Raw genomic sequence first — 25,261 nt, forward strand, 5'->3', positions numbered from 1 at the left:
AGATAAAAAGAAAGGGTATACTACGGTAAGATCATCATTTCTTAAGTCTTTTACATTGTACAAGACTGAAACAGGTATATTATAATGATTCATACTAGTGACGGAGGTGTCAATCAACATGGCAGATGAAATCAAAAAGAATGTTCCGCTCCTTCCATTGCGAGGCTTGCTTGTTTATCCAACAATGGTCTTGCATTTGGACGTTGGACGCGAGAAGTCTGTTCAAGCATTAGAACAGGCGATGATGAACGATCATATGATTTTTCTAGCAACACAGCGGGAAATTTCAATAGATGAACCAGGTGAAGAGGAAATTTTCAAAGTCGGCACCTACACAAAAATTAAACAAATGCTGAAGCTGCCGAATGGAACGATTCGTGTACTCGTTGAAGGTTTAAATCGAGCGCAGATCGAATCATACGTGGAGCTTGAGGACTATACGTCCGTCGATATTAAAGAATTGACAGAAGAAGAATTAAAGGACGCAGAAGCAGAAGCACTCATGCGCACTTTGTTAGATCACTTTGATCAGTACATAAAAATTTCAAAAAAAATATCAGCTGAAACATATGCAACGGTGACGGATATTGAGGAACCAGGGAGAATGGCAGATATCGTCGCTTCTCACCTGCCGCTCAAATTAAAGGACAAACAAGAAGTGCTGGAAACAGTGGATGTCAAAAAACGTCTGAATCGTGTCATCAGCTTAATTCACAATGAAAAAGAAGTGCTGGAAATTGAAAAGAAAATTGGCCAGCGCGTCAAACGTTCAATGGAACGAACGCAAAAAGAATATTATTTGCGTGAACAAATGAAAGCCATTCAAAAAGAGCTTGGAGACAAGGAAGGAAAAACAGGCGAAGTCAGTTCATTAATGTCTAAAATCGAAGAGTCCAGCATGCCTGAGTCTGTTCGTGAAACGGCGTTAAAAGAATTGAATCGTTATGAAAAAATTCCTTCAAGCTCTGCGGAGAGCTCTGTCATTCGAAATTATATTGATTGGCTGATCAATCTTCCATGGGGCATCTATACAGAAGATCGTCTAGATTTAAAGCTTGCAAGTGAAATTTTAGATGATGAGCATCATGGGCTGGAAAAAGTCAAAGAACGTGTGCTTGAATACCTTGCTGTACAGAAGCTGACCAATTCATTAAAAGGACCGATTCTTTGCTTAGCAGGACCTCCTGGGGTAGGGAAAACGTCACTTGCCAAATCGATTGCTAAATCACTTGACCGAAAGTTTATCCGTGTCTCACTTGGCGGGGTGCGTGATGAATCTGAGATTCGCGGACATAGAAGAACGTATGTAGGGGCGATGCCAGGCCGTATCATTCGCGGAATGAGTAAGGCAGGTACTATGAATCCGGTGTTTCTTTTAGATGAAATCGATAAGATGTCCTCTGATTTTAGAGGTGATCCGTCTTCTGCGATGCTTGAAGTGCTGGACCCTGAGCAAAATCACAACTTTAGCGATCACTATATTGAAGAGACATTTGATTTATCTCAGGTGTTATTTATTGCCACTGCCAACAATTTAGCAACCATTCCAGGTCCACTTCGTGATAGAATGGAGATTATCACGATTGCAGGGTATACAGAGGTTGAAAAAGCAGAGATTGTGAAAGATCATCTACTGCCGAAGCAGCTAAAGGAGCACGGATTAAAGAAAGGGAACTTGCAGCTTCGTGAAGCAGCGATTTATGATACGATTCGCTATTACACAAGAGAAGCAGGAGTTCGTGGATTAGAGCGTCAGCTTGCGGCCATTTGCCGAAAAGCGGCAAGAGCGATTGTGGCTGAAGACCGCAAACGCATCACGGTGACGGAAAAGAACTTATCTGAATTTCTCGGAAAAAGACTTTACCGTTATGGTCAGGCTGAAACGACAGACCAAGTCGGGGTTGTCACAGGACTTGCGTATACGACCGTTGGCGGAGACACCTTATCAATTGAGGTATCACTTTCTCCTGGTAAAGGCAAGCTCTTGTTAACAGGTAAGCTTGGTGATGTTATGAGAGAATCTGCACAGGCGGCATTCAGTTATATTCGTTCCAAAGCAGATGAACTGAACATTGATCCTAATTTTAATGAAAAGCACGATATTCATATCCATGTTCCAGAGGGTGCGGTTCCAAAGGACGGGCCATCAGCTGGTATCACCATTGCGACGGCTCTTGTTTCAGCACTCACAGGACGTCCTGTGTCAAAAGAGGTTGGTATGACAGGAGAGATAACGTTAAGAGGAAGAGTGCTTCCGATTGGCGGACTAAAAGAAAAAGCATTAGGCGCACATCGTGCAGGATTGAAAACCATTATTCTTCCAAAGGACAATGAGAAGGATATTGATGATATTCCTGAAAGTGTGAGAGAAGGACTAACCTTTATTCCGGTCTCACATTTAGATGAGGTGCTTGAGAAAGCGTTGGTAGGAGAGGGAAGATGAAAGTAACAAAATCAGATATCGTCATTAGTGCGGTGAAACCAGAGCAGTACCCGAGCGGCGGACTGCCTGAAATCGCGCTTGCTGGACGATCAAATGTTGGAAAGTCCTCGTTCATCAACTCATTGATTAATCGTAAAAATTTAGCGCGTACGTCTTCTAAACCAGGTAAGACCCAGACGCTTAATTTCTACATTATTAATGATATGCTCCATTTTGTGGACGTTCCGGGCTACGGCTTTGCCAAAGTATCAAAAACAGAGCGCGAAGCCTGGGGTAGAATGATCGAAACGTATATTACAATGCGTGAAGAATTAAAAGCAGTCGTCCAAATTGTGGATCTGCGCCATAAGCCATCAGTAGATGATGTGAACATGTATGAATTCCTTAAATATTACGGAGTTCCGGTGATTGTCATCGCAACAAAAGCGGATAAAATTCCAAAAGGCAAATGGGAAAAACATGCGAAAGTCGTCAAACAGACGCTCGACATTGACCCATCAGATGAACTCATCTTATTCTCTTCTGAAACAAAAAAGGGGAAAGATGAAGCCTGGAATGCGATCCTTGCGAAGGTAAACAGCTAAAAAAAGCATCTGCGATGAGCAGATGCTTTTTTATCTTTATCTTCTTTTCAGCGTGATAAGAAAACCCTTGAAGTCTAGAAAGGACGAGTACTGGCGCGGAGCGAATTTGCTATTCGTGAGCACCAGCACACAGGACTGACAACGAATGCGAGGGTTTGTCTTTACGCTGAAGGCATCTGCGATGAGCAGATGCTTTTTTTATTGTATAAGTTATTTCCTTTTTAAAAATAATAAGAGGAGACTGACAGCAATCAGTACATAAGGCCAGTACAATTCAAAGCCGGAAGTAGGGATCGAAAGGGAACTTAGCTGTTTTGTAATTTGCTGAAAGAAATAAAGGAACAGACCGAGTGCGATCAGCACAACACTTTCAATACGATATTCTTTTTTCTGAGATGATTTCACAAAGAGTGCAAGTCCTACGATGAACACAATCATTGTAAATGTGTCTGGCCAGTGGTCCAATTTTGGCTGAAGAATAAAGTGTAGCGAAAGGCCTGTCATGAGCATACCGATAAACACATGAGCGCTTTCTTGCTCCTTTTTTCCTTGATATAAGAACGCGAGACCAAAAAGCAGTACAAGTGTATACCATTTCTCTTGATCCTTCCAAATGTCAAATTGACCTCCTGAGAGAATGGCATATAGCGCTACAGCCAGTAAAGTGAGCGGCAGCAAAATGGATTTCTTCTTCAAAGATGTCACCTTCTTTTAAGCAGATCATTTGTCCGCACGCGCCAAATCTGGTAAATTGCTTGAAGTGATGATATGGCATAATTGATGTCGAACATTTTTCTACTATATCACAACATTTTTGAAATCTGTTCACAATTTTTATCCAGTTAAAAATGAATATATGTTATAATCATTATAAATAATAAATTCTATATTGTAATTATTATAAATTAGACAGGGCGTTGGGGGTGCAAGCTGAAGTTATGCATATTCTTGTTGTGGGTTTAGATTATAAAACAGCCCCTGTTGAGATACGGGAACAGCTGAGCTTTGAACCGAGTGAGCTCGGAACAGCGATGTCCAAGCTTAAAGAAGAAAAAAGCATTCTAGAGAATATCGTCATCTCAACATGTAATCGAACAGAGATCTACGCAGTAGTAGATCAGCTTCATACTGGACGGTTTTATATAAAAAGATTTTTAGCCGATTGGTTCGGTTTAGAAAAGGAAGATGTCTCTCCATATTTGAAGTTCTATGAAAACGATGGAGCGGTTGAGCATTTATTCCGTGTGGCTTGTGGACTTGATTCCATGGTCATTGGTGAAACGCAAATACTCGGTCAAGTACGTTCCAGCTTTAAAGTAGCTCAAGAGGAGAAGACCATTGGTACCGTTTTCAATTATTTATTTAAACAGGCGGTCACCGTTGCAAAACGCTCTCATGCGGAAACAGATATTGCGTCTAATGCCGTGTCTGTCAGCTATGCAGCTGTTGAGCTAGCCAAAAAAATCTTTGGACGTCTTTCTGATAAGCATGTCCTGATTCTTGGTGCGGGCAAAATGGGCGAATTGGCGGCTCAAAACCTTCAAGGTCAAGGAATTGGCCAAGTAACGGTTATCAATCGAACGTTTGAGAAGGCAAAGGAATTGGCCGGTCGATTTTCAGGAGAGCCTAAGAGCTTAAACCAATTAGAAAAAACATTATCTGAAGCGGACATTTTAATCAGCTCAACGGGTGCGAAACAATTTGTCATTACAAAAGAAATGGTCGAAAGTGCGAATAAAAAGCGGAAAGGCAGACCTCTATTTATGGTAGATATTGCTGTACCCCGTGATTTAGATCCAGCCATTTCTGAAGTAGAAGGTGCTTTTTTGTATGACATTGATGACCTTGAAGGCATCGTGGCTGCCAACTTAAAAGAGCGCCGTGCAGTGGCTGAGCAGGTTGAGCTTCTGATTGAAGCAGAAATTGTGGAATTTAAGCAATGGCTGAATACGTTAGGTGTTGTTCCGGTCATTTCTGCACTTAGAGAAAAGGCACTCACAATTCAAGCCGATACGATGCAGAGTATTGAGCGGAAGCTTCCAAACCTCACAAACCGTGAAATGAAGCTGTTAAATAAACATACGAAAAGCATCATCAACCAAATGCTGAAAGATCCTATCTTAAAGGCAAAAGAAATTGCCGCGGAGCCGAATGCAGAGGAAAAGCTTTTACTCTTTAAAGAAATCTTTGATTTACAGGTTGAAGATGAAGAGCAAAAGGTCGAGCCGATGCAGGTGGAGCAAGGATCATTTCAGCTGTTCAAACCAAATATGGCACAAGGCTTTGCTACAGTTGCCAGTGAGTGATTAAGCGATGATGGAATCCATTGTAGCGAGACTCAATGAAGCGACGATCTTAATCTATGCACTAAGTGTCTTGTTCTATTTCATAGATTTTCTTCAACACAACCGGAAGGCTGGAAAAATGGCTTTCTGGTTGCTTTCTATTGTCTGGCTGCTGCAAACAGTCTACATGTTCTATATTATGATGGAAACAGACCGATTCCCTGTGTTGAATGTAGCAGAGGGGTTATATTTTTATACGTGGGTGCTTGTGACACTTTCTCTTGTGCTCACAAAGGTATTGCGTGTTGAATTTATTGTCTTTTTTACAAATGTGATTGGTTTTTCCATGATGGCGATTCATACCTTTACACCATCTGACCTCCATTCAGCAGAACTAACGGGGAAGCTGACGAGTGAACTGCTCGTGATTCATATTACGATGGCGATTTTATCCTACGGTGCCTTTTCACTTTCATTTGCGTTTTCACTGCTTTATCTCTTTCAATATCGTTTACTGAAAAAGAAAAAATGGGGAAAATGGCTTCTGAGAATCGAAGACTTATCAAAGCTCGATCATATGGCGTACGTATTAAACATTATTGGTGTGCCAATGCTCTTGCTTAGTTTAATTCTTGGCATCATTTGGGCATATATTTCGTATGATACGTTGTACTGGACAGATGCAAAGGTGCTTGGTTCGTTTATTATGCTGTTTTTATATGGCTTTTACTTATATATCAGATTGGTGAGAAATATGCAGGGCAAAATCGTGGCATTTTGGAATGTCGCTTCATTTCTTGTGCTGATGATTAATTATTTTCTGCTTGGTAGCTTATCAACCTTTCATTGGTTTCAATAATGATGAGTCTTAAAGGCATTGTCGGGAGGAAGACGTATTGCGTACAATTAAAGTAGGTTCTAGACGAAGTAAGCTGGCAATTACACAAACAAAATGGGTCATTCAAAAGCTGTCTGAACTAAACCCTTCTTATTCTTTTGAAATAAAAGAAATTGTGACAAAGGGTGATCAAATTTTAGATGTGACCTTATCTAAGGTTGGCGGAAAAGGACTGTTTGTTAAAGAGATCGAGCAGGCGATGCTGAATCATGACATCGATATGGCAGTGCACAGCATGAAGGATATGCCGGCTGCTCTTCCAGAAGGTTTAGTCATTGGCTGTATTCCTGAGCGTGAGGATGTGCGGGATGCACTTATTTCGAAGGATCATCTGAGTCTCAGCGAACTGCCTAAGGGCGCAATTGTGGGAACGAGCAGCTTACGGCGCAGCGCCCAGCTTCTTCAGGAGAGACCAGATCTTGAGATTAAATGGATTCGAGGAAACATTGATACGAGATTGGAAAAGCTGAAAAATGAAGAGTATGATGCCATTATTCTAGCGGCTGCCGGTCTGTCTAGAATGGGTTGGAGCAAAGAGGTCGTGTCGGAATTTTTATCTCCTGAGACTTGTCTGCCTGCTGTTGGACAAGGCGCACTGTCGATTGAGTGCCGCGGGGATGATGAAGAGCTGCTTAAGCTTCTCGCCCAATTTACGAATGAATATACGAAGAAAACGGTTCTTGCAGAAAGAGCTTTCCTCAAACAAATGGATGGAAGTTGTCAGGTGCCGATCGCTGGCTATGCAACGATGAATGAGCATAATGAAATTGAACTAACAGGTCTTGTTGCATCTGCTGATGGGCACACGATTATTCGAGAAACCGTCACAGGCACTGACCCTGAGGCAATTGGAACAGCGTGTGCGAAGCAGATGGCTGATAAGGGAGCAAAGGATTTGATCGACAAGGTGAAAAAGGATCTGTCTCAATGAGCATAGGCAAATCGCTTCACGGACAGACGGTGCTTGTCACTCGAAATGAACGTCAAGCGGGCGTGTTTCAGCAAAAGATCGAAGCGCTGAACGGTCATGCGGTTTTAACCTCTCTTATTCGGTTTGAGCCTACGCTCACAAAAGAAAAAGCGCAGGCCTTTTTAAAGGACTTAGAAAATAGCCACTGGCTTGTTTTCACGAGTGTGAATGGTGCGTCTTTTTTTCTGAATTACATAAAAGACCATCATTTACATAAGAGCTTAACCCATTTGAAAGTGGCTGCTGTAGGAGAGAAAACCTCTGCCTATCTTGAGCAGCACGGCTTGAAGGTGGATGTGGTTCCAGAACGATTTATAGCGGAAGAACTGGCAGATGCATTACTTGACCATGTACGCCCGGGAGAGCGTGTGTTTGTAGCAAAAGGGCATCTGTCACGAGATGTGGTGAAAGAGACCCTCATTCCGCTCGGCATAGAGGTAAAAGAATGGATTTTATATGAAACAGTTAAGGATGAGGAAGGAATTGCTGCTCTTAAATCGGCAATGACGATGCAATCATTTGATTTTATTACATTTACGAGCTCATCCACTGTTCATTCTTTTATGCATGTGATGGAACCAGACGCAGCGATGCTTGCTGCATCTGACACCTGTTTTGTGACGATCGGTCCTCTGACAAAAGAGGCACTGCTTCAATACGGGATTTCATCTGAAACCCCAGATACTTATACGATAGACGGAATGCTTGATTTAATGTGCCGTTTATCTGAAAGGAAGTTGAACCATTGATGAAATTTAACAGACACCGCAGATTGCGGACAAGCGCAGGAATGAGAGAATTAGTCAGAGAAACCTTTTTAAGACCATCTGATTTCATTTACCCGATCTTTTTTGTAGAGGGAGAAAATGTCCGAAAAGAAGTCTCTTCAATGCCGGGTGTATATCACATTTCTGTAGATCTTGTGAAAGAAGAAGTCCAAGAGCTTGTGGACCTTGGCATTAAATCAATCATTGTATTTGGTGTGCCAGATCATAAAGATCATGTAGGCAGTGAGGCGTATCACGATCATGGCATTGTTCAAAGAGCAACGCTAGAAATCAAAAAGCATTTCCCAGAGCTCGTGGTTATTGCAGACACTTGCTTATGCCAATATACAGATCACGGACATTGCGGAATCGTTGAAGATGGAGAAATTTTAAATGATGAATCTCTTCAGCTATTAGCGAAAACTGCTGTCAGCCAAGCGCGTGCAGGTGCAGATATCATCGCGCCTTCAAATATGATGGACGGATTTGTTGTTGCCATTCGTGAGGCACTTGATGAAGCAGGCTTTATTCATGTACCTGTCATGTCATATGCGGTGAAATATGCAAGTGCTTTTTACGGTCCGTTCCGTGATGCGGCACATAGTACACCGCAGTTTGGAGATCGTAAAACATATCAAATGGACCCTGCAAACCGTTTAGAAGCACTAAGAGAAGCGCAATCTGATGTAGAAGAGGGAGCTGACTTCTTAATTGTCAAACCATCCCTTTCTTACTTAGACATTATGCGTGATGTGAAAAATGAATTTACACTCCCTGTTGTTGCTTACAATGTGAGCGGAGAGTATGCAATGGTGAAAGCCGCTGCTCAAAATGGCTGGATTTCTGAAAAAGAGCTTGTTCTTGAAATGCTGACAAGCATGAAACGTGCAGGAGCAGAACTCATTATCACGTATCATGCAAAAGATGCAGCAAAATGGCTCTCAGAATAAAGAACGGATAGACAGGAGGACGTTGAAATGGGACGTAGCTATGAAAAATCAAAGCAAGCATTTGAAGAAGCACAGCATTTAATGCCTGGTGGTGTCAACAGCCCTGTGCGTGCATTTAAATCAGTCAACACAGACCCGATTTTTATGGAACGAGGCAAAGGCTCCAAGATCTATGATATTGATGGAAATGAATACATCGATTATGTCTTATCATGGGGACCGCTTATTTTAGGACATACGAATGACCGTGTCGTTGAAAGCATTCAGCGAGTAGCGGAACATGGGACAAGCTTCGGTGCTTCTACGTTAGTTGAAAATGAATTAGCTAAACTTGTATCAGAACGGGTTCCTTCCATCGAAGTCATTCGTATGGTCAGCTCTGGTACAGAGGCGACGATGAGTGCACTTCGTCTAGCTCGCGGTTTTACAGGCAGAAATAAAATTGTGAAATTTGAAGGCTGCTATCATGGCCACGGCGATTCTTTGCTCATTAAAGCGGGTTCTGGAGTAGCAACGCTTGGACTGCCAGATAGTCCTGGTGTTCCTGAAGGGACTGCAAGCAACACAATCACAGTGCCGTACAATGATTTAGAAAGTATTCAAGTTGCTTTTCAAGAATTTGGAGACGATATCGCGGGTGTCATTGTAGAGCCGGTTGCAGGAAATATGGGGGTTGTCCCTCCGCAAGAAGGTTTCTTGCAAGGACTAAGAGACATCACGGAGCAATACGGATCATTACTCATTTTTGATGAGGTCATGACAGGCTTCCGTGTGGATTATCACTGCGCGCAAGGCTATTTTGGCATCACACCTGATCTGACGTGCCTTGGTAAAGTGATTGGAGGCGGTCTTCCAGTCGGTGCTTATGGCGGAAGAGCGGATATTATGAGACAAATCGCGCCAAGTGGTCCAATTTATCAAGCGGGAACGTTATCTGGTAACCCTCTTGCGATGACAGCAGGCTTAGAAACCCTAAAACAGCTGACACCTGAGTCTTATGAAGAGTTTAAACGAAAAGGTGACCGTTTAGAAGAAGGCATTTCGAAAGCGGCGAAAGCATACGGAATTCCATTAACGTTTAACCGTGCGGGTTCCATGATCGGATTCTTCTTTACAAATGAAGAAGTGATCAATTATGACAAAGCGAAAACAGCTGATCTTGCTTTATTCGCTGAATTTTACAAAGAAATGGCCGATCACGGCATCTTCCTCCCGCCTTCTCAATTTGAAGGACTATTCCTGTCAACAGCTCATACAGATGAAGACATCGAATATACGATTGAGACAGTGGAAAAGGTTTTTCAAAAACTACGTCGATAAAACAAAAGCCGATATGGAGACATATCGGCTTTTTTGCATTGGAGAAAACCAATCATATTTTCACTTCCTCCCTCATACAACTGTATTGACATCTAATTTTATTTTTTAAGGATTAGATGAAAGGAGGACACCGACTTGTCTCAAAACAATCGATTACAGTTTTCGGTAGAAGAATCCATTTATTTCAAAAGCGGACAGGAAGTCAGTGAGCTGCTGTCAATTTCTCTCGACCCTGACATTCTCGTTCAAGAAGTGAATGATTATGTTTCTATTAGAGGTTCACTCGAGCTAACAGGAGAATACAACATAAATCAAGAGGAGCTATTGGGTGAATTGAGTTCCTTTCCAACATACAGGGAAGCAGATGAGGTAAAGGTCAGAGAAGACGGAACGGCGGAGCTTCTGCATCAATTTCCAGTCGATATCACCATTCCGAAGAACAAAATTAGTCATTTAAATGATGTGTTTGTGTTTATTGATGCGTTTGATTACCAGCTGACAGAGAATCGTTTGCTTACCATTCAGGCTGATTTAGCCATTGAGGGCTTATTAGACGAGGAAACGCCTCCAGCGCCTGTAGAGGAGCCGTATGAATTTGTCCATCGTTCTGAAGTGGATTATGGCGATATGGTCTACGATTATCAGTTGCAGCCGGAACAAGAAGAATATGAAGAGCTGCAAGGCGAAGAACGTGAGAATGAAGAGTCGGAGCCTGTATTCCAACATGACACGCGCGCCGAGCAAGAGGAACAGGCAGTACAAGAAGAGGAAGAAGAAATTGAGATAGAGCTGGTGAGGGAAGTAGAGGAAGCACCCGAAGAACTGGAAGAATTAGAAGAACATGAAGAGCCGGATCAGCCGATTAACCAAGAAGAAGCCGTGGCGTCTGGCTATCGATCCATCCCTGAAGCTCAGGTGCAGGAACCGCCATTTTTTGAACCGCCTAAGCTTTTAGAAGAAGAAGAGCGGGAAGATACGTTCTTTGAAGTGGAAGTGAGAAAGGATTCGGATGCTGCCGAAGAGCAGGAAGAAACGGTACAGTCGTATCCGGCATTTGAATCACCTGCTTATCAAGTGGAACCTGAGCAAGAAGCGCACGATGACGAATATCAGCTCGGGCGATTATATGAACGGGAAGCACCTAAAATATATGAGTCAGCTCAAGAAGAAGAGGAGCTTGAAGAAGACGTGAGAGAAACGTCTGGCAGTGAGAACTCTCTTTATTTAACAAAGCTGTTCGCTAAGCAGGAGGAGGAAGATTTTTCTCGCATGAAAATATGTATAGTACAGCAAGAAGATACGGTCGATCGTATTTGTGAGAGATATCAGTTGAATGTGCAGCAGCTTCTTCGCACGAACTCATTATCGATTGATGCGGAGCTTGAGGAAGGGCAGATTCTTTATATTCCTGAATATCAAAAAAGCAATGCATAGCAAACGATGACTGACCGAGAAAATGTGGTGAGTGAACGTGGATGAAATCCAATCTGTCTTATACGAATACGGGCTTGAGGCTGAATATATTGAACCTGTCAGTCCTGCTGTCATCAAGGTCTATACAAAGCAGGGTGTATTTGCTCTAAAGCGAGTAAAAGCCAGCCGGCATATACAATTTACAGAACAAATGCTTGAACTGGAATCAAAGGGCTATCGCTCCTTTGTACCGATTTATCGGACGAAGAGCGGTTCCTTTTTCTCAAGTCATCGGGAAAGCCAGTATGCATACTATCTGATGCCGTGGCTGACGAATGAAAAGAGAGAAGAGCAAGACGATAAGCATGAATATTTATTTCAAGAGATTGCGAGACTTCATAAGCGGACTGAAGTCATGATGGATATCACAGAGCAAGAGATCGAAGCGCATTACACCCAAATCAAGACCAAATGGGAAACAGAGAAAGACATGTATGAACGATTCATAGAGCGGGCAGAACAAACGTGGTATATGTCGCCATTTGAGCTGGCCGCTGCTATGTATTTTTCAGAGGCGATGTCTGCCAGTGAATTTGCGCTTGAACGTTTAGAAGATTGGCATGAAGAAATGAAAGACAAAGAGACAACACGTGTTGTGCTCAATCATGGGCAGCTATCGATCCATCACTTTTTGTATAATGATGTAGGGACAGGACATTTCACCAATTTTGAGCGGTCTAAAAAAGCTGCCCCCATTTATGATCTTCTAACCTTTTACTTTCGGACTTTCAAAACCTACCCCACGTCTTGTCCTGAATGTACTTCCTTGTTTTATACGTACCAAAAAGGAAACCCTCTTCGGGAGGAAGAATTGCATTTATTTCTGAGCTACCTTGCTTATCCGCAAGGTCTGTTTGATACGATAAAAGCCTATGAAGCTGGCGGGCAGGATGAAATGGAAAGCTGTCAGCAGCTGTTAAGAGCATATTGGCAGATGAAAAATTCAGAGCCGACCGTCATGAAGATTCACGAGATTGAGCAGGCTAGACGGCTTGAAGAAGAACAAAGTGCCTCGTCATCGGCGGAATGACGAGGTTATACTGCGTTGGCTTTATATGGGCAGGTACATAATGATGAGTTTTTAAAACCAATCAAGATGAAAGGCACAGGCGAGAAAAATAAGAATACCTAGAATGAGGACGTCAAATGTCGTAGGGAAAATGATCGTACGAAATCCTTGAAATATAGCAATCGGGAGAACGACTTGGGAAGCAACTGCCCGAATTTGTCTTAGCCAGGGGGGAAGTGTGTAAGGATTGATCTTCTTCAAATCAAACGCCCTCCTTCTTCATTTTGTTATTATCATATGGGCAAAAGGGCGAAGGGTGCCTGCCCAATTTGTATAAAGAAGAAGAAAAGCGGAAAAGATGATTGACGAAAACAAAAGGCATTTAGTAATATTAATAAAAGATGAGTATGTGCTGATGAACGTGATATATCGTAAGCGTGGATCAGGAAGAGTACGAGCAAGACCCTAAAGAGAGGGAAGCCAAGAGCTGAAAGGTTTCCTAGGATGTACTTGTTTGGAAGGTCGCCTGTGAGCTTAATTTCTTGAATGAACAAGTAGAGAAATTCGGGAGAACCCCGTTATCCTTTAGAGTGTATGGGACACGTGTATGTGTCTCGTGAAAAAAGGTGGTACCGCGAAAAAGCTTTTTCGTCCTTTTATAAGGATGGAAAGGCTTTTTTATGTTTCATCAGCCGAAAAAATGTGGAGGTTACACAAATGGGAACAAATAATCAAGAAATGCCAACAAAGTACGATCCAAATGCGATTGAAAAAGACCGCTATACGTACTGGCTTGAAGGGAAATTCTTCGAAGCACAAAATGATAAAACGAAAGATCCATATACAGTCGTCATTCCTCCACCAAACGTGACAGGTAAACTGCACCTTGGGCATGCATGGGATTCTACACTCCAAGACATCGTGACACGTATGAAACGGATGCAGGGCTATGACGTTCTTTGGCTTCCAGGTATGGACCATGCCGGTATTGCGACTCAAGCAAAAGTCGAGGCAAAGCTTCGCGAAGAAGGCGTCAGCCGGTATGACCTTGGCCGGGAGAAATTTGTAGAAGAAACGTGGAAGTGGAAAGAAGAATATGCAGATTTTATTCGCAGCCAGTGGGCGAAAATGGGCCTTGGTCTCGATTACTCCCGTGAACGTTTTACTTTAGATGAAGGTCTGAATAAAGCCGTTCGCCAAGTGTTTGTTCAATTATATGAAAAAGGGCTTATTTATCGCGGAGAGTACATCATTAACTGGGATCCTGCAACGAAAACGGCACTTTCTGATATTGAAGTGATTTATAAGGATGTTCAAGGTGCGTTTTATCACTTGAGATATCCACTTTCAGATGGAACAGGTTCAATTGAAATTGCGACAACAAGACCTGAAACTATGCTGGGGGATACAGCTGTAGCCGTACACCCTGATGACGAACGCTATCAGCATTTGATTGGAAAAACAGTGATTTTACCAATTACAGGCCGTGAAATCCCAATCGTCGGTGATGACTATGTCGATATGGAGTTTGGTTCAGGTGCTGTGAAAATTACACCAGCTCATGACCCGAATGACTTTGAGCTTGGAAACCGCCATGGGTTAGAGCGTATTCTTGTCATGAATGAAGATGGCACAATGAATGCGAATGCCCTGCAATACAAAGGAATGGACCGCTTCGAATGCCGCAAACAGCTTGTGAAGGATTTACAAGAGGAAGGCATTTTGTTCAAAATTGAGGACCACATGCATTCAGTTGGTCATAGTGAGCGCAGTGGAGCTGTCGTTGAACCGTATTTATCGACACAATGGTTTGTGAAAATGCAGCCGCTGGCAGACGAAGCCATTCATCTGCAAAAAGGAGACGACCAAGTTCAATTTGTTCCAGATCGATTTGAGAAGACATATTTACATTGGATGGAAAATATCCGTGACTGGTGTATTTCTCGTCAGCTATGGTGGGGCCACCGCATTCCGGCTTGGTATCATAAAGAAACGAAAGAAGTATACGTTGGACTTGAAGCACCAGAAGATATTGAGAACTGGGAACAGGATAACGATGTGCTTGATACATGGTTTAGTTCAGCGCTTTGGCCGTTTTCTACAATGGGCTGGCCGGATGCAGACAGTGAAGACTTCAAGCGCTACTATCCAACCAATCTGCTTGTAACAGGCTATGACATCATTTTCTTCTGGGTCTCCCGCATGATCTTCCAAGGTCTTGAATTCACAGGAGAAAAACCGTTCAAAGATGTCCTCATTCATGGGCTCATCCGCGACGAACAAGGACGTAAAATGAGTAAGTCGCTCGGCAACGGAATTGATCCAATGGAGGTCATCGACAAGTACGGTGCGGATTCATTAAGATATTTCTTAGCTACTGGAAGCTCACCAGGTCAGGATCTTCGTTTTAGCTTTGAAAAGGTAGAATCCACTTGGAACTTTGCGAACAAAATTTGGAACGCATCCCGTTTTGCTTTAATGAATATGGATGGTTTAACGTATGATGAGCTTGATTTATCAGGAGAAAAATCAGTTGCTGATCAATGGATTTTAACACGCTTAAATGAAACAATTGAAAGTGTCACACAGCTTGCTGACAAGTATGAATTCGGTGAAGTGGGCAGACATTTATACAACTTCATTTGGGATGATTTCTGTGATTGGTACATTGAAATGGCGAAACTTCCGCTTTATGGTGAAGATGAAGCAGCAAAGAAAACGACTCGTTCGATCCTTGCGTATGTATTAGATCAAACGATGAGACTTTTACATCCGTTTATGCCGTTCTTAACAGAAGAAATCTGGCAGCATCTACCGCATGAAGGTGAGTCTATTACTGTAGCGGCATGGCCTCAAGTGAAGCCGGAGCTTTCCAACGAACAAGCTTCTGCTGATATGAAGCTGCTTGTTGAACTCATTCGTTCTGTTCGTAACATTCGCAGTGAAGTGAACACGCCAATGAGCAAACAAGTTGAGCTTTACATTAAAGCATCTACATCTGATGTTCAGGAACGTTTAGAGAAAAATCGTTCATATATAGAGCGCTTCACGAACCCAAGTGTTCTTGAAATTGGCACAGATGTCCCAGCTAGTGATAAAGCGATGACGGCTGTCATTTCTGGAGCAGAACTCATTCTGCCGCTTGAAGGCTTAATCAACTTAGACGAAGAAATTGCTCGTCTGCAAAAAGAGCTTGATAAGCTGACAAAAGAAGTGGAACGAGTACAGAAAAAGCTTGGCAATGAAGGCTTTATGAAAAAAGCGCCTGAAAGTGTCGTAGAAGAAGAGCGTGCGAAAGAACGTGATTATGTCGCAAAACGCGAAGCTGTTCAAAAGCGTATTGAAGAGCTGAAAGCATAAGGTTAAAAAGACGGCTCCTAATGAAATGGAGCCGTCTTTTTTGAAAATTTCGTATGAAATGAGAGATGACATTGTTTACAACCTATCATGAAGCGATTGAGTGGATTCACAGCAGACTGGCCTTTGGCGTAAAACCGGGTCTTGAACGAATGAAATGGCTGATGAACAGACTAGGAAATCCAGAACAAAGCATAAAAGCAGTACATGTTGCAGGTACAAATGGTAAAGGATCAACCATTGCGTTTACGCGTTCTGTTTTACAGGCAGCCGGCTATTCAGTCGGAACTTTCACCTCCCCATTTATACTAACGTTCAATGAAAGAATCAGCGTGAACGGAGCGCCTATAGAGGATGAAGAATGGCTGAGTTTGGTGAATGAAATCAAGCCTCTTGTTGATGAATTAGATCAAACAGAGCTTGGCGCAGCAACAGAATTTGAAATCATTACAGCATGTGCATTTGCTTATTTTGCTCAAGTGCACCAAGTAGACTTTGTCCTCTTGGAAACAGGGCTTGGCGGAAGGCTTGATTCTACAAATATTGCTGTGCCTATCTTAACAGCGATTACGTCAATTGGTCATGATCATATGGCCATTTTAGGTGACACAATTGAACAGATTGCAGCTGAAAAAGCGGGCATTATCAAAGAGGGTATTCCGATGATCACGGCAGTTCACCAGCCTGAAGCTCTTGCGGTCATTCAAAACACAGCCAAAGAAAAGAATGCTGAATGTATTTCATTACATGATACTTGTATCTTTGATGAGCAGCAGCCGACAGAAACAGGGGAACGTTTCACGTTACGCACATCAAGAGGGCAGTATCCGCAGCTTGAAACTGGATTAATTGGAACGCATCAAAGGCAAAATGCTTCTCTTGCTGTTTTACTCATTGAATGGCTGGAGGAAGAAGGCTATATTATTGTGACAAAAGAGCAAATTTATGATGGCATTCGGCAGGCAGTTTGGGCTGGGAGATTTGAAAAGATTAAAGATCAGCCCCCAGTGTATTTAGACGGCGCTCATAATGAAGAAGGGATCGACCGTTTAATTGAAACTGTACAAGCTCATTTTTCTAGTAAACAGGTGCATATATGTTTTAGTGCTTTAAAAGATAAGCCGTACAAGCAAATGATTCAAAAGCTTGAAGCTGTAAGTTCTTCTATCCATTTTGTTTCATTTGATTTTCCAAGAGCCGAATCAGCTGAAAATCTTTATGTATGCAGTCAATTAGACGCAAAGTCGTATGATGATGACCCTCGTACAGTGCTTGAGTTCATTCAGAAAAAAAGTGATGATCCTTCAGCGGTGATTCTTGTGACAGGCTCTCTTTATTTTATTTCAGATATACGAAATCGTATGATCGGGTAACAAAAAAACGCAAATGGCTTCAATGCCTTTTGCGTTTTTTTCTTTTCATGTGCAGAAGGGAAGTAAAATCATATTTTTGCTATGTGCTCAATGAATACGGTCATGGTAAAATCCGGTCTATCTTATTCTCGGAAGGAGCCACGATATATGATTGGCATTTTTGTGTTTCTTATAGGTATCACCATGGGATCGTTCTTTCATCTAGTTGGTGAAAGGCTGCCACTGAAGCGGTCGATTCTTTTTCCTCGTTCTCACTGCACAGCCTGTAAACAGCCGCTTTCCTTGCGCGAGATGATCCCGCTAGTTTCGTATGCATTATTGAGGGGGACTTGTAAACATTGCGGCACTCGGCTGTCTATGCTATATCCAATAGTTGAGCTGCTGTCAGGCAGTCTTTTTTTGCTCATGTATAGAATTGCTGGTGTTTCGTTTGAAGGTCTTTTTCTTGTGATTCTTTGTAGTTTATTTGTGATTGCTGTCGTGAGCGATCTCCTTTATATGAGGGTGCCAAACGAGCTGTTTCTCTTCTTTTTCCCTCTTTTCGTCATATACCGCACACTTGAACCTCTTCTTATTTGGTGGGAAGGAGCGGCTTCGCTTCTTTTTAGCTTTCTCTTGTTTTATAGTTTAGATCGTTTCAAGCCAAACAGCATGGGCGGAGCTGATATGAAACTGTTCGGTGTGCTTGCATTTTGCTTTGGCTTCAAGCCATTCCTTCTCATTCTTTTCCTCTCGTGTATCGCTGGAATCGTCTATGCGAAGGTTTTTTCTTTTCGATTAGATGAGCCTTTTCCTTTTGTTCCTGCGATCTCTTTTTCTTTTTGGCTGTATCTCTATGGAGCTCATGTCATGCTCCCGTTCACCGGGTCGATCGGTTGAAAAAATTGGCGAACACTTTTTTTGCTTGCCGACAAAAGTCTTGTTCTTTTTTTTATCCGCTATGTTAAAGTGTGAAACAGAAAGAAGGACGGGTTACATTCGCGCTGATTCATTGGACAAAAAGGTCTTTCTTACAAACAATGTCAGAAAGCGGGGAATGACAGTGAAAAAAAGGCAGGCAAAAAAACAAGGGTTAAAAGTCAATATTAATGGCAAAGAAGAAATGCTTCATGAAGATGACCACCAGCCGCCAAAACAGCAAGAGGGTGATCAAGTGACGTTTTCGAATTGGGAGGAAAAAAGGCAGTCAGAACAGGAGACAGCTGCTTCCGAAGAAGAACCGGCTAAACCAAAAGAAGAAGATTTCCATTGGGATGATGCAGCTGATCATATTTATCATTCTGACCCAAAGGTCGTCACACCTTATCAAAAGAAAAAAGGCTCCTTTGATCAGAAGTTCGGTAAAAACCGCGGTCCGTTTAAGAGAGTGATGACAACGATTGTGTTTGCAGTGGTTCTTGGGACAGGCCTTGGTGTGTTTGCACTTAGCTTAAGCCAAGATGGTACTCAGAATCCATCAGGGGGAGATATCAGCGTTTCAGGGTCCGGAAATCAATCACCAATGAAAGCGGGCGGGGATGCGCCGCCAGCAGATACTGCTGATGAATCAAAAGAGAATAAAGATGAAAAAAGCGCTTCTGGCAGTTTTTCAACATATGTCGTACAGGCTGGAAAGTTTTCCTCTGAAAAAGGAGCAGATGAATTAGTTGGCAGTTTAAAAGAAGCTGGATATGCAGGGAAAAAGGTCTCAATGGATGATGGCTATTATGTCATTGCTGGGCTTGCGACAGAACAGGGCATGACAAGTGCTGTAGGGAAAAAGCTGATTGATCAGCACTTTGAGGCATGGGGAGGCAAGGAGCTCTCATTTCAAGTACCCGAGGAGCTGACTAGTTTAATAGAAAAGGCATCTGTTTTATCCTCTAAGGTCATTGCAGGGGATGATGTGGATCAAAAGGATGTTACGCAGCTGATCTCTGAGCTTGAAAGTGCCAAAACAATGGACGCACCAGCTAAAAGCAGTTTGCTGAAAGCGGTGCAGCTGTTAAATGAACCTACTGCTGAAAACGGATGGAAATCTCAGCAGGCACTGCTTGATCAATTAAATACGTAAAATCATATTTTAAGAAACCAAACTAGTCAAAAAATGACTAGTTTTTTTCTTTTGCATCCAACATAATGATGAAGGAACATGAAAAATGAATTTTCGTAAATTGTCGGTAAGATGTACATTTGATAGGATGAATGGGTATCTTACTTCTTAGGCTAAACCCTGAAAGGATGAACAAACATGAACCAATTGATTCTCGCATCTCAATCACCTAGAAGAAAAGAATTGCTTGATCTAGCAGGGTTTTCTTATGACATTCAAGCAAGTCAATTAAAAGAAGAAATAAATCGAAACTTTTCTCCTGCAGAGAACGTCCAATGGTTGGCAGAACAAAAAGCAAGTGATATTCAAACATTATATCCCGAAGCTGTGATCATTGGTGCAGATACAATTGTTGCAATTGACGGCAAATGTCTTGGGAAACCAAAAGACAAGGAAGAAGCAGCCTCAATGCTTCAATTATTGTCAGGAAAGACACATCAAGTCTTGACGGGTGTCACGATTCAGTCAGAGAATAGAAAAGAAACATTTTATGAACAGACAGAAGTGACGTTTTGGACACTTACGCAAAATGAAATAGACCGCTATATCGAAACGGGAGAACCGCTTGATAAAGCGGGGAGCTATGGCATTCAAGGAAAAGGCGCACTGTTTGTTCAAAAAATAGATGGTGATTATTTTTCCGTTGTAGGTCTCCCTATTGCTAAAACAGTTAGAGTGCTCGAAACATTTGGAATCACCCCTTTTTGATGACAGGAAGGAATCTAAAAGGAGTGGGCATCATGAACGATTTCCCTATGTTGCTAAAGCATTTTCCCCAAGATGAAAAGCCGAGAGAACGATTTATGAAATATGGTCCCGGCAGTATGTCAAACCATGAACTTGTTGCGATTCTTTTAAGGACAGGCACAAAAAAGGAATCAGTTCTTCAAATTTCCGCAAGACTTCTGCAAACATTTGGCGGTCTTCGCTCTGTAAGAGAAGCCTCAATAGAAGAAATGTCGAAGATTCGAGGAGTTGGAAAGGCGAAGGCGGTCTCTCTATTAGCTGCTTTAGAACTCGGCACTAGATTACACCATCAAACAACGGACAACCGCTATGTGATCCGCACACCAGAGGATGGGGCAAACTATGTGATGGAAGATATGAGGTTTTTACAACAAGAGAATTTCGTATGTCTATACCTCAATACAAAGAATCAGGTTCTTCATAAACATACTGTGTTTATTGGCAGTTTGAACTCATCCATCGTTCATCCGCGAGAAATTTTCAAAGAGGCCTTTAAACGGTCCGCTGCTTCATTTATATGTGTGCACAACCATCCATCTGGAGATCCGACGCCGAGCAGGGAAGATATTGAAGTCACACAGCGACTTTTTGAATGTGGAAAGCTGATTGGAATACAGCTGCTTGATCATCTTGTCATAGGTGATCAAAAATTTGTGAGTTTGAAGGAAAAAGGGTATTTGTAACACTTTTTTTTTCAATGTTTTACGATATAATAGAGTTTATGAGTTTTTCCCTAAGGGAATTTTGGTTTAAGAAAGGAAGATACATACATATGTTTGGAATTGGTACAAAAGACCTTGGAATAGATCTTGGAACAGCGAATACGCTTGTTTTTATTAAAGGAAAAGGCATTGTTGTGAGAGAACCTTCGGTCGTAGCCTTGGAAACTGATACGAAGTCTATAGTGGCAGTCGGAAATGATGCTAGAAACATGATTGGCCGTACACCTGGTAATGTTGTGGCATTACGCCCAATGAAAGACGGAGTCATTGCAGATTACGAGACGACAGCAACAATGATGAAATATTACATTAATCAAGCATTAAAAGGCAAAGGGCTTTTTGCTCGTAAACCTTACGTTATGGTATGTGTACCATCTGGTATTACAGCTGTAGAAGAGCGTGCAGTCATTGATGCAACAAGACAAGCTGGTGCACGTGACGCATACCCGATTGAAGAGCCATTTGCTGCGGCAATCGGTGCTAACCTGCCTGTATGGGAGCCAACAGGAAGTATGGTCGTGGATATTGGCGGCGGTACAACAGAAGTAGCGATTATTTCTCTTGGCGGCATCGTGACATCACAATCAATCCGCGTGGCAGGAGATGAAATGGATGATGCGATCAGCAGCTACATCCGTAAAACGTATAACTTGATGATCGGTGATCGTACGTCAGAAGCGATTAAAATGGAAATCGGTTCTGCGCAGCCTGATGTACATGATGAGATGGACATTCGCGGCCGTGACCTTTTAACAGGTCTGCCAAAAACAATCTCTATTACAGCAGAAGAGATTGCAAAAGCGCTTCGCGATACGGTGGAAACAATTGTCGATGCAGTGAAAATGACTCTTGAAAAAACCCCGCCTGAGCTGGCAGCAGATATTATGGACCGCGGAATTGTTTTAACAGGAGGCGGTGCATTACTGCGTAATCTTGACAAAGTCATTAGTGATGAAACGAAAATGCCAGTCATTATTGCAGAAGACCCGCTTGACTGTGTGGCAATCGGAACAGGGAAAGCACTAGAACATATTCATTTGTTCAAAGGAAAATCAAAAGATAATCGATAATCGGGCGTAATTAAAGAGGTGTAAGACATGCCGCAGTTTTTTATGAATAAAAGATTAATGTTGCTCCTTGTCTGTGTCATCGTACTGGTGGCCATGATTGGTTTTTCAGTGAAAAGCGGCAGAGGTGCTTCATGGCCGGAAAAATTAGTGGGGGATACGACAGGCTTTTTTCAAGGTGTCTTTCATAAACCATCACAATTTATTGCCGGTATTTATGGGAACGTACAAGATTTAAAGAACACATACGATGAAAACGAGCGTCTTCGAAAAAAACTTGATGGACAAACCCAATATGAGGCGAAACTTCAAGAACTAGAAGATGAGAACAAAAAGCTTCGCAAGCAGCTCGGCTATGTGAACTCTATTCGTGACTACACGCCAATTCTCTCAACTGTTATCGCAAGAAATCCATCTCTTTGGGATAGCTTTGTAATGATTGATAAAGGAAAAAAACAAGGCGTTGACAAAGATATGGCGGTCACAAATGAGAGTGGTGCGTTAATTGGGAAAATTGAAAGTGATAAGCTCAACAATTTTACTTCGACTGTAAGGTTGCTAAGCTCTACTGACCAAAATAATAGAATTTCAACGAAAATTTTTGCGAAAAAGGGCAAAGAAGAACTCAATGGAATCATTAACGGTTATGACAGCAAGAAAAAAATGCTGACTATGAATATTCTGAAATCCGATGCAGATGGGGATGTCAAAAAAGGAGATCTTGTTGAAACATCTGGAGCAGGGGGCGTATTCCCGCAAGGCTTGACGATTGGTAAGGTGAGTGAAATTGAGCCAGACCATTACGGCCTGACAAAGATCATTTACGTAGAACCAGCGGCTCAACTCAACAATTTAGACCGCGTGATTGTGGTGAATCGCAGCACAAGTACGGCAGATGCATCTGAATTGACGAAGGAGGAAGGCTCGTGAAACGTGTCCTTTTTGCTTTCGTCATGTTGTTTATCTTCGTATTTGACAGCATTTTTGTTGATTTAGTGAAGCTCCCATTTGTTTCAGAGAATCAAATTTTAGCTCCTCATTTCATTTTACTCGCACTTGTATTTATGACTGCTTTTGTGAATCAAAAATATGGTGTGATTTACGGATTTATCTTTGGACTTTTATATGATATTTCATATACAGGCATACTTGGTGTTCATATGTTTGGCTTTGGGGCGCTTTGCTATTTGCTAGCAAAAGCCTTTAAAGTTCTGCAAACGAATATGTTAGTCGTCGTCTTTCTGTCGATTATTGCTGTTTCCGTGATGGAGTTTTATGTATACGGCGTTCAAGCGACAATTCAACCAGGGATTATGCCGTTTAATACGTATGTCATCGAACGCTTTATTCCAACGATTCTTTTAAATACTGCTGCGTCTCTCATACTTGTTGTGCCGTTTAGGCTCTTTTTCACCCATGTGAAACAAGGATTGATCGACGAATAAAAGCAGGAGTTTGTCCAATTACGGCGAAATGAGTATGTTGTTGAGGTGAGCATCTTGAAAACTCAAAAACAGCAATATGTGACGATAAAAGGTACAAAAAACGGATTAACATTACAGTTAAATGATGACTGTTCGTTTGATGACCTTCTTTCTGGCTTGCGAGAGGTTCTATTACTTGAGCAATATACAGATGGAAGAGAAGGACATAAGGTCAATGTGCATATTAAGCTTGGTTTTCGTTATTTAACAGAGGATCAGGAGACACGTTTGACTGAAGCGGTTTCTGAAAATGAACATCTCGTTATCCACTCAATTGAAAGTGACGTCATGTCAACTGAAGAGGCGAGACGATTAAAAGCAGAGGCTGAAATTACTTCTGTAGCAAAAATTGTGCGCTCTGGACAGGTGCTATATGTCGAAGGAGATCTTTTATTAATAGGAGATGTCAATCCTGGCGGAACGATTCGCGCAGGGGGAAATATTTTTGTGCTTGGTGCATTAAAAGGTGTGGCGCATGCTGGATGTAATGGCAACAAACAGGCTGTTATTGCGGCATCACATATGATTCCAACACAGCTTCGCATCGCACAAGTTTTTAACCGTGCACCAGACCAAAAAGAAGATGGAAATGAAATGGAATGTGCTTATTTAGATATAGATGGCAATATGATCATTGAACGCCTGCAGCAATTGGCTCATATAAGACCTAATCTGACAAGGCTTGAGGGAGGAATGTGAAATTGGGCGAGGCTATTGTGATTACCTCAGGAAAAGGCGGCGTTGGCAAAACAACAACATCTGCAAACTTAGGCACAGCACTAGCAATTCAAGGAAAAAAAGTGTGTCTAGTTGATACCGACATCGGTCTTCGGAATCTGGATGTCGTGATGGGGCTTGAAAACCGCATTATTTATGATCTAGTCGATGTAGTAGAAGGAAGATGCAAAATTCACCAAGCGCTTGTAAAAGATAAGCGTTTCGAGGATCTTTTGTATCTTTTACCTGCTGCTCAAACAAGCGATAAAACGGCTGTAGAGCCGGAACAGATCAAAGAATTAATTCAATCATTGAAACAAGACTTTGATTATGTTGTCATTGACTGCCCTGCTGGAATTGAGCAAGGCTTTAAAAATGCTGTATCCGGTGCAGACAAGGCCATTGTCGTGACGACGCCTGAAATCTCAGCTGTGAGAGATGCAGACCGAATCATCGGTTTGTTAGAACAAGAAGATATCGAACCGCCTCGTTTGATTGTCAACCGTATTCGTACACACATGGCGAAAAATGGCGATTCAATGGATGTGGATGAAGTTGTACATCACTTATCGATTGATCTACTTGGCATCGTAGCAGATGATGATGATGTGATTAAGGCTTCAAACAATGGTGAACCAATTGTCATGGATGCCAAAAATAAAGTATCGATTGCATATCGCAATATTGCCCGCCGGGTACTAGGCGAATCAGTACCGCTTCAATCATTTGAAGAAGAAAACAAGGGAATGTTTGCAAAGCTGAAAGCATTTTTTGGTGTAAGAGCATAATCACTTAAGCGTGATAGAAAACCTTTGCAGTCTAGGAAAGGCGGCTACCTCTGCGGAGCGAATTTGACATTCGTGAGCACCGGAGCGCAGACCTAACACCGAATGCGAGCGTTTGTCTACACGCTGAGACCGATTCGATGAGAATCGGTCTTTTTGTTGCATATCAAATGAGGTTGTCACATAAAATGTACAAACTGTTTGTATGTAAAGGGTGA

Annotated in this window: 23 protein-coding genes and 1 other annotated feature; of the genes, 21 read left to right on the forward strand and 2 right to left on the reverse strand. The window is 42.1% G+C overall.

All coding sequences use genetic code 11. From position 1 onward, the window contains the following. Positions 1-118 precede the first annotated feature (118 nt). Together lon and yihA are read left to right on the forward strand one after the other, a co-directional pair. On the forward strand, positions 119-2,443 hold the full coding sequence (gene lon / locus MHI60_RS13730; protein WP_056768035.1) for an endopeptidase La: 2,325 nt from the start codon (positions 119-121) through the stop codon (positions 2,441-2,443). Beyond that, complete coding sequence (gene yihA, locus MHI60_RS13735) at positions 2,440-3,027, forward strand: ribosome biogenesis GTP-binding protein YihA/YsxC (RefSeq protein WP_056768031.1); 588 nt, start codon at positions 2,440-2,442, stop codon at positions 3,025-3,027. The genes lon and yihA overlap by 4 nt, the downstream gene beginning before the upstream one ends. Before the next feature lie 210 nt (positions 3,028-3,237). On the opposite strand, the gene MHI60_RS13740 is transcribed toward yihA, so the two are convergent. Then, positions 3,238-3,723 carry a hypothetical protein gene (locus tag MHI60_RS13740; RefSeq protein ID WP_034279808.1) on the reverse strand — a complete coding sequence of 162 codons (486 nt, stop codon included), beginning with the start codon at positions 3,721-3,723 and terminating at the stop codon, positions 3,238-3,240. 242 nt (positions 3,724-3,965) lie between these two features. On the opposite strand from MHI60_RS13740, the gene hemA reads away from it, so the two are divergent. The 8 genes from hemA (at position 3,966) to ysxE (ending at position 12,720) form a co-directional block, all read left to right on the forward strand. After that, positions 3,966-5,333, forward strand: coding sequence for a glutamyl-tRNA reductase (gene hemA, locus MHI60_RS13745; RefSeq protein ID WP_024427831.1), 1,368 nt, complete (start codon positions 3,966-3,968; stop codon positions 5,331-5,333). A gap of 7 nt (positions 5,334-5,340) precedes the next feature. Further along, positions 5,341-6,171 carry a cytochrome c biogenesis protein gene (locus MHI60_RS13750; protein WP_025092450.1) on the forward strand — a complete coding sequence of 277 codons (831 nt, stop codon included), beginning with the start codon at positions 5,341-5,343 and terminating at the stop codon, positions 6,169-6,171. Between the two features lie 37 nt (positions 6,172-6,208). Beyond that, positions 6,209-7,141 (forward strand): hydroxymethylbilane synthase, encoded by a 933-nt coding sequence (hemC, locus tag MHI60_RS13755; protein WP_024423173.1) that lies wholly within the window; start codon positions 6,209-6,211, stop codon positions 7,139-7,141. After that, complete coding sequence (locus MHI60_RS13760; RefSeq protein WP_144484810.1) at positions 7,138-7,929, forward strand: uroporphyrinogen-III synthase; 792 nt, start codon at positions 7,138-7,140, stop codon at positions 7,927-7,929. The genes hemC and MHI60_RS13760 overlap by 4 nt, the downstream gene beginning before the upstream one ends. Next, a complete protein-coding gene (hemB, locus tag MHI60_RS13765; RefSeq protein WP_029706177.1) occupies positions 7,929-8,897 on the forward strand; it encodes a porphobilinogen synthase in 969 nt (322 codons plus the stop codon). The genes MHI60_RS13760 and hemB overlap by 1 nt, the downstream gene beginning before the upstream one ends. A gap of 27 nt (positions 8,898-8,924) precedes the next feature. Next, entirely contained in the window at positions 8,925-10,217 is a 1,293-nt protein-coding gene (gene hemL / locus MHI60_RS13770; protein ID WP_048239021.1) for a glutamate-1-semialdehyde 2,1-aminomutase, read from the forward strand. A gap of 135 nt (positions 10,218-10,352) precedes the next feature. Beyond that, complete coding sequence (locus MHI60_RS13775; protein WP_144471286.1) at positions 10,353-11,651, forward strand: LysM peptidoglycan-binding domain-containing protein; 1,299 nt, start codon at positions 10,353-10,355, stop codon at positions 11,649-11,651. A 37-nt stretch (positions 11,652-11,688) separates the two neighbouring features. Further along, entirely contained in the window at positions 11,689-12,720 is a 1,032-nt protein-coding gene (gene ysxE / locus MHI60_RS13780) for a spore coat protein YsxE (protein WP_095409209.1), read from the forward strand. A gap of 51 nt (positions 12,721-12,771) precedes the next feature. Here the strand turns inward: ysxE and MHI60_RS13785 are convergent, their stop codons facing one another. Continuing rightward, the gene (locus MHI60_RS13785) at positions 12,772-12,960 is read right to left on the reverse strand and encodes a hypothetical protein (RefSeq protein WP_003216497.1); all 189 of its coding nucleotides are present in this window, start codon (positions 12,958-12,960) and stop codon (positions 12,772-12,774) included. A 168-nt stretch (positions 12,961-13,128) separates the two neighbouring features. Then, positions 13,129-13,358: a binding site (T-box leader), on the forward strand. A gap of 58 nt (positions 13,359-13,416) precedes the next feature. On the opposite strand from MHI60_RS13785, the gene MHI60_RS13790 reads away from it, so the two are divergent. From MHI60_RS13790 to minD, 11 genes are all read left to right on the forward strand, one after another. Continuing rightward, entirely contained in the window at positions 13,417-16,059 is a 2,643-nt protein-coding gene (locus MHI60_RS13790) for a valine--tRNA ligase (protein ID WP_144484808.1), read from the forward strand. A 65-nt stretch (positions 16,060-16,124) separates the two neighbouring features. Further along, on the forward strand, positions 16,125-17,429 hold the full coding sequence (locus MHI60_RS13795; protein WP_144484806.1) for a folylpolyglutamate synthase/dihydrofolate synthase family protein: 1,305 nt from the start codon (positions 16,125-16,127) through the stop codon (positions 17,427-17,429). A 147-nt stretch (positions 17,430-17,576) separates the two neighbouring features. Beyond that, entirely contained in the window at positions 17,577-18,308 is a 732-nt protein-coding gene (locus MHI60_RS13800; RefSeq protein WP_144484804.1) for an A24 family peptidase, read from the forward strand. A gap of 157 nt (positions 18,309-18,465) precedes the next feature. Then, on the forward strand, positions 18,466-19,482 hold the full coding sequence (locus MHI60_RS13805) for an SPOR domain-containing protein (RefSeq protein WP_342502618.1): 1,017 nt from the start codon (positions 18,466-18,468) through the stop codon (positions 19,480-19,482). 177 nt (positions 19,483-19,659) lie between these two features. Next, complete coding sequence (locus MHI60_RS13810) at positions 19,660-20,229, forward strand: Maf family protein (RefSeq protein ID WP_144471278.1); 570 nt, start codon at positions 19,660-19,662, stop codon at positions 20,227-20,229. A gap of 47 nt (positions 20,230-20,276) precedes the next feature. Then, entirely contained in the window at positions 20,277-20,951 is a 675-nt protein-coding gene (gene radC, locus MHI60_RS13815) for a DNA repair protein RadC (RefSeq protein ID WP_165585029.1), read from the forward strand. 89 nt (positions 20,952-21,040) lie between these two features. Then, positions 21,041-22,060, forward strand: a complete 1,020-nt coding sequence (locus tag MHI60_RS13820; protein WP_007501538.1) for a rod shape-determining protein — start codon at positions 21,041-21,043, stop codon at positions 22,058-22,060. Positions 22,061-22,087: 27 nt separating this feature from the next. Next, positions 22,088-22,987, forward strand: a complete 900-nt coding sequence (gene mreC / locus MHI60_RS13825) for a rod shape-determining protein MreC (RefSeq protein WP_095409203.1) — start codon at positions 22,088-22,090, stop codon at positions 22,985-22,987. After that, complete coding sequence (mreD, locus tag MHI60_RS13830; RefSeq protein WP_144484801.1) at positions 22,984-23,502, forward strand: rod shape-determining protein MreD; 519 nt, start codon at positions 22,984-22,986, stop codon at positions 23,500-23,502. Before mreC ends, mreD begins: the two co-directional genes overlap by 4 nt. Positions 23,503-23,556: 54 nt before the next feature. Then, entirely contained in the window at positions 23,557-24,240 is a 684-nt protein-coding gene (gene minC, locus MHI60_RS13835; protein ID WP_039180377.1) for a septum site-determining protein MinC, read from the forward strand. Between the two features lie 2 nt (positions 24,241-24,242). Beyond that, the gene (minD, locus tag MHI60_RS13840; RefSeq protein WP_017358134.1) at positions 24,243-25,046 is read left to right on the forward strand and encodes a septum site-determining protein MinD; all 804 of its coding nucleotides are present in this window, start codon (positions 24,243-24,245) and stop codon (positions 25,044-25,046) included. Positions 25,047-25,261 lie beyond the last annotated feature (215 nt).

This window comes from Bacillus sp. FSL K6-3200, assembly GCF_038630485.1.
In the GTDB taxonomy this organism is placed as follows: domain Bacteria; phylum Bacillota; class Bacilli; order Bacillales; family Bacillaceae; genus Bacillus; species Bacillus safensis.

Coding starts and splice junctions, on each gene's coding strand:
- lon (WP_056768035.1), top strand. CDS start 119: ATGGCAGATGAAATCAAAAAGAATGTTCCGCTCCTTCCATTGCGAGGC.
- yihA (WP_056768031.1), top strand. CDS start 2,440: ATGAAAGTAACAAAATCAGATATCGTCATTAGTGCGGTGAAACCAGAG.
- hemA (WP_024427831.1), top strand. CDS start 3,966: ATGCATATTCTTGTTGTGGGTTTAGATTATAAAACAGCCCCTGTTGAG.
- MHI60_RS13750 (WP_025092450.1), top strand. CDS start 5,341: ATGATGGAATCCATTGTAGCGAGACTCAATGAAGCGACGATCTTAATC.
- MHI60_RS13760 (WP_144484810.1), top strand. CDS start 7,138: ATGAGCATAGGCAAATCGCTTCACGGACAGACGGTGCTTGTCACTCGA.
- hemB (WP_029706177.1), top strand. CDS start 7,929: ATGAAATTTAACAGACACCGCAGATTGCGGACAAGCGCAGGAATGAGA.
- hemL (WP_048239021.1), top strand. CDS start 8,925: ATGGGACGTAGCTATGAAAAATCAAAGCAAGCATTTGAAGAAGCACAG.
- MHI60_RS13790 (WP_144484808.1), top strand. CDS start 13,417: ATGGGAACAAATAATCAAGAAATGCCAACAAAGTACGATCCAAATGCG.
- MHI60_RS13795 (WP_144484806.1), top strand. CDS start 16,125: ATGACATTGTTTACAACCTATCATGAAGCGATTGAGTGGATTCACAGC.
- MHI60_RS13800 (WP_144484804.1), top strand. CDS start 17,577: ATGATTGGCATTTTTGTGTTTCTTATAGGTATCACCATGGGATCGTTC.
- MHI60_RS13805 (WP_342502618.1), top strand. CDS start 18,466: ATGACAGTGAAAAAAAGGCAGGCAAAAAAACAAGGGTTAAAAGTCAAT.
- MHI60_RS13810 (WP_144471278.1), top strand. CDS start 19,660: ATGAACCAATTGATTCTCGCATCTCAATCACCTAGAAGAAAAGAATTG.
- radC (WP_165585029.1), top strand. CDS start 20,277: ATGTTGCTAAAGCATTTTCCCCAAGATGAAAAGCCGAGAGAACGATTT.
- MHI60_RS13820 (WP_007501538.1), top strand. CDS start 21,041: ATGTTTGGAATTGGTACAAAAGACCTTGGAATAGATCTTGGAACAGCG.
- mreC (WP_095409203.1), top strand. CDS start 22,088: ATGCCGCAGTTTTTTATGAATAAAAGATTAATGTTGCTCCTTGTCTGT.